Genomic DNA, 3,406 nt, shown 5'->3' on the forward strand with positions numbered 1-3,406 from the left:
TCGTCAATACAGTTGGTTAGTTGAGTAATGTGACGGGTGATGACGGGTTCTGAATGTGGTTCAAGGCATTCTCTCTGTCCGCCAGCCACTATTTTGTACAGCCCGAAGACATAGGTAACAGATTGTACCTAAGACATGGGTGGCAACCTTGTGCCGAACGGGTTTTCTATGGTCTGCAAGGTTCGCTGTTCCAAATCGATATATCCCAGATCATAGCGCATGAAGCTGATCAGCCAAATTCCATCGTCGACCTCCTGGACGCTGAGATTTTGGCCGGCCATGACGGTTGGGATTTTAATCTTCTTGCGGTCGAGGCATCCCGATGGTCAGCCGGTCTCTTCCGGCTGGTATTCCAGGATATCGCCCGGCTGGCAGTCGAGGGCGGCGCAGATCCTTTCGAGCGTTTCGAAGCGCACGCCCTTCACCTTGCCCGAACGCAGCAGTGAAATATTCTGCTCGGTGATGCCGACATGTTCGGCGAGGACCTTCGCCCGCATCTTGCGGCGGGCGAGCATGACATCGAGATTGACAATGATCGGCATGGGTCAGACGAAACGCTCGTAGTCTTCGTTGATCGAGGTGGCGAGAACCATCACATGGCCCATCACGAACAGGAACCCGGCGAGCAGGAACAGCATCAGCTGGTCGCTACCGACACCGATGGATATCGCCCGTGCGCCCGGCGGGTTGGCAAGCGTTGCGAAGAGCGTCGCGACCGGGCGCAGGACCACGCCTGCAATCGCACCGGTAAGCGCGATCAGACCCGCGCGGCGCATAAGGGCGGCCGCCTCGTAGGAAAATGGGCGCTCGCGTTGCAGCCGGTCGAAAAGCTGCCAGACGGTTTGCAGCCCCGCAAGAACCAGCCCCGCCATGATCGCCGCGATGGTGATGAAAGCCAGCCCGATCGCCGGGGTGATCGTCACGGCGACGTTTAGGTCGAGAGCGTCCGCCAGCCATGCGGCGAGCCCGTCCGGTCGAAAAAGCGTCGTCCATGATGCGTAGACCAGGCCGGCTGCAAGCATGACCTGAAGAACCCGCGTCAGGAGCTTCATCCGCTTGCAAAGCCGGATCATGGCGGGGGAATTTGGGGTGTTCATCATGATGCCTCTTGATTGACGATATAAAATTATCGTAAAACAATAATAATAATCTGTCAATCGAGAGGAATATCATGCTTCGTCGTTTCTTGCTTCGCGCCTTTTGTTGCGCCGTCCTGATGCTTCCGGCTGCCTGTTCCACCATTGGCGGCGGTGGACCGCAAGCGCTTGAAGCCGCGTCGCCGCTCGATGCCGATCCGCATGCGCTTGTGGTCGCCCTGACCAAGCCGGCAGCGTTGCCGGTGGGGGATGGCGATCTCGCCCTTTCGCTCAGCTGGGCCGTTCCGGGGCGGGACGAGCAGGAGGAGCGGGCGGGCCTGCAGGTCGCGCGCCGCCTCGACGCCGCGCCCGGCCGCGATACGGTCGAACTCGTACTTGCGCCCGATGATGCGGAGCGCATGGCGGCGCTGTTGTCTGAGATCAGAGCGGACAAACAGAAGGGTATTGACGGCAAGGGTGCGTTTTCCGTTTCCTTCACGGCCCGCTGTATGGATGGCGGAGTTGATCTTGCCGACATGGTGGTTGATGTCGCGCTCACCCTCCGGCCCGGCGAGCCGGCGATTCCGCTGTTAGATAATGCGAAGTTCGGAGCGTTGCTGGCTGCCCGCGGCATCGAGCGCCTGCCGGATTGCCGGCGCGGCGCGGGAGCGCGGTGATGGCGAACGGGACGGCGGCAATAACGCAACCTGCCGCCCGACAAGCTGATATCGTTCCACCTGCCGATACTGATCCGGGGCGGCAGGATATCGCCAAGCTCGCCGATCGGCGGCCTGGAATACGAGATGGATTGCCGTTGGGTTTTCGATGAATTCGTTCTCTGAACGCCGCGAAACGGTCGGGCGCGCTCCCGTGCGCCATCACAATTGTCAGGCGCGCTGCGGCTCCGCTCCCTCCAGCGCCAGCCGTGCCTTTCGGTGTTCTGCCTGCACGTCCGGATCGGGGTCGAGGCCGGCGGTGAGGAGGCGCTGGGTGTAGAGTTCCTGCGGGTTTTCGAAAATCTGTCGGACGGTGCCCTGTTCGACGATCTCGCCGTGCTGCATCACCAGCACCCGGTCGGCGAAATCGCGTACCACGGGCAGGTCGTGGGCGATGAAGATGAAGGCGATGCCGAGCCGGTCGCGCAGTTCGCCGAGAAGGGCGATCACCTGTGCCTGGATCGAGACATCGAGCGCGGAGACCGCCTCGTCGCAGATGATCACCTCGGGCTCGAGCGCCAGAGCGCGGGCGATCGCGATGCGCTGGCGCTGACCGCCGGAAAACTGGTGCGGATGACGCGCCGCATGCTCGGGCTTCAGCCCCACCTGCTGCAGCAGTTCATTCACCCGGTCGCGCCATTGCGCCTTCGGCAGGATTTCAGGGTGGATCACCCAGGCCTCGGAGATGATCTGGTAGATCGACATATGCGGATTGAGGGACTGCGTCGGGTCCTGAAAGACCATCTGCAGGTGACGGCGGACAGCGCGCATCTGCCGGTGCGATTTCGTCAGCAGATCCTCCCCCTTCCAGAGCACCTTGCCGCCGGACGCCTCCTCGAGCCTGAGGATCAGCTTGGCGACGGTCGATTTCCCCGAGCCGCTTTCGCCGACGACGGCGAGGGTTTCGCCGGCATGGAGCTCGAAATCGGCGTTCTTCAGCGCGGTGAACGCGCCGTAGGTCTTGGTGAGGCCGGAGACCTGCAAGATCGGCTGGCGCGCGCTTTCGCCGGTTCGCATCTCGCCCTTGCCGGGGGCCGCGGCCAGAAGTTTCCGGGTATAGGGGTGCCGGGCGTTGTGATAGAGCTCGCGCGGCGTGCCGGTTTCGACGATCCTTCCGCCTTCCATGACCACGGCCCGGTCCGCCGCCTCGGCGACGACGCCGAGATCATGGGTGATCAGCAAGAGGCCCATGCCGGTTTCCGCCTGCAACTCCTCCAAGAGCGACAGCACCTCCGCCTGCACGGTGACGTCGAGCGCGGTGGTTGGCTCGTCGGCGATCAGAATGTCGGGTTTGAGCGCCAGCGCCATGGCAATCATCAGCCGCTGGCGCTGTCCGCCGGAAAACTGGTGCGGGTATTTTCTCAACGCGGCCGTGGCGTCGGGAATGCCGACGCGCTGCATCAGCTTCAGGGCGCGGGCAAAGGCTTCCTGCTTGCCTGTGCCGTGGCACATCGCCGCTTCGGCGATCTGCCAGCCGACCGGATAGACCGGGTTCAGGTGGCTGAGCGGGTCCTGGAAGATCATCGCGATCCGCTTGCCGTTGATCCGGCGACGTTCCTCGCTGGAAAGCGTCAGCAGGTCGCGGCCCTCGAACAGCACTTCGCCGCTCACGAT

5 protein-coding genes and 1 pseudogene are annotated in these 3,406 nt (G+C 62.7%); 1 reads left to right on the forward strand and 5 read right to left on the reverse strand.

The window, feature by feature from the left end; genetic code table 11:
• Window positions 1–128 precede the first annotated feature (128 nt).
• The 4 genes and pseudogenes from B4E36_RS24400 to B4E36_RS04410 all read right to left on the reverse strand — a co-directional run.
• Window positions 129–317, reverse strand: a pseudogene (locus B4E36_RS24400) (hypothetical protein); the annotation flags it as partial.
• 9 nt (window positions 318–326) lie between these two features.
• Window positions 327–542: a helix-turn-helix domain-containing protein gene (locus tag B4E36_RS04400; protein ID WP_018062957.1), complete on the reverse strand. Its 216-nt coding sequence runs from the start codon at window positions 540–542 to the stop codon at window positions 327–329.
• A gap of 3 nt (window positions 543–545) precedes the next feature.
• Complete coding sequence (locus B4E36_RS04405; RefSeq protein ID WP_345900027.1) at window positions 546–1,100, reverse strand: DUF2975 domain-containing protein; 555 nt, start codon at window positions 1,098–1,100, stop codon at window positions 546–548.
• Window positions 1,101–1,153: 53 nt separating this feature from the next.
• The gene (locus tag B4E36_RS04410) at window positions 1,154–1,300 is read right to left on the reverse strand and encodes a hypothetical protein (RefSeq protein WP_345900028.1); all 147 of its coding nucleotides are present in this window, start codon (window positions 1,298–1,300) and stop codon (window positions 1,154–1,156) included.
• 6 nt (window positions 1,301–1,306) lie between these two features.
• On the opposite strand from B4E36_RS04410, the gene B4E36_RS04415 reads away from it, so the two are divergent.
• Window positions 1,307–1,753, forward strand: a complete 447-nt coding sequence (locus B4E36_RS04415; RefSeq protein ID WP_345900029.1) for a hypothetical protein — start codon at window positions 1,307–1,309, stop codon at window positions 1,751–1,753.
• 210 nt (window positions 1,754–1,963) lie between these two features.
• On the opposite strand, the gene B4E36_RS04420 is transcribed toward B4E36_RS04415, so the two are convergent.
• On the reverse strand, window positions 1,964–3,406 hold a 1,443-nt coding region (locus tag B4E36_RS04420; protein WP_345900030.1), incomplete at its 5' end, for an ABC transporter ATP-binding protein.

Origin of the sequence: Martelella sp. UBA3392 (assembly GCF_002358775.1) — a bacterium.
GTDB lineage: Bacteria > Pseudomonadota > Alphaproteobacteria > Rhizobiales > Rhizobiaceae > Martelella > Martelella mediterranea.

Coding starts and splice junctions, on each gene's coding strand:
- B4E36_RS04410 (WP_345900028.1), bottom strand. CDS start 1,300: ATGCGGATCGGCATCGAGCGGCGACGCGGCTTCAAGCGCTTGCGGTCC.
- B4E36_RS04400 (WP_018062957.1), bottom strand. CDS start 542: ATGCCGATCATTGTCAATCTCGATGTCATGCTCGCCCGCCGCAAGATG.
- B4E36_RS04405 (WP_345900027.1), bottom strand. CDS start 1,100: ATGATGAACACCCCAAATTCCCCCGCCATGATCCGGCTTTGCAAGCGG.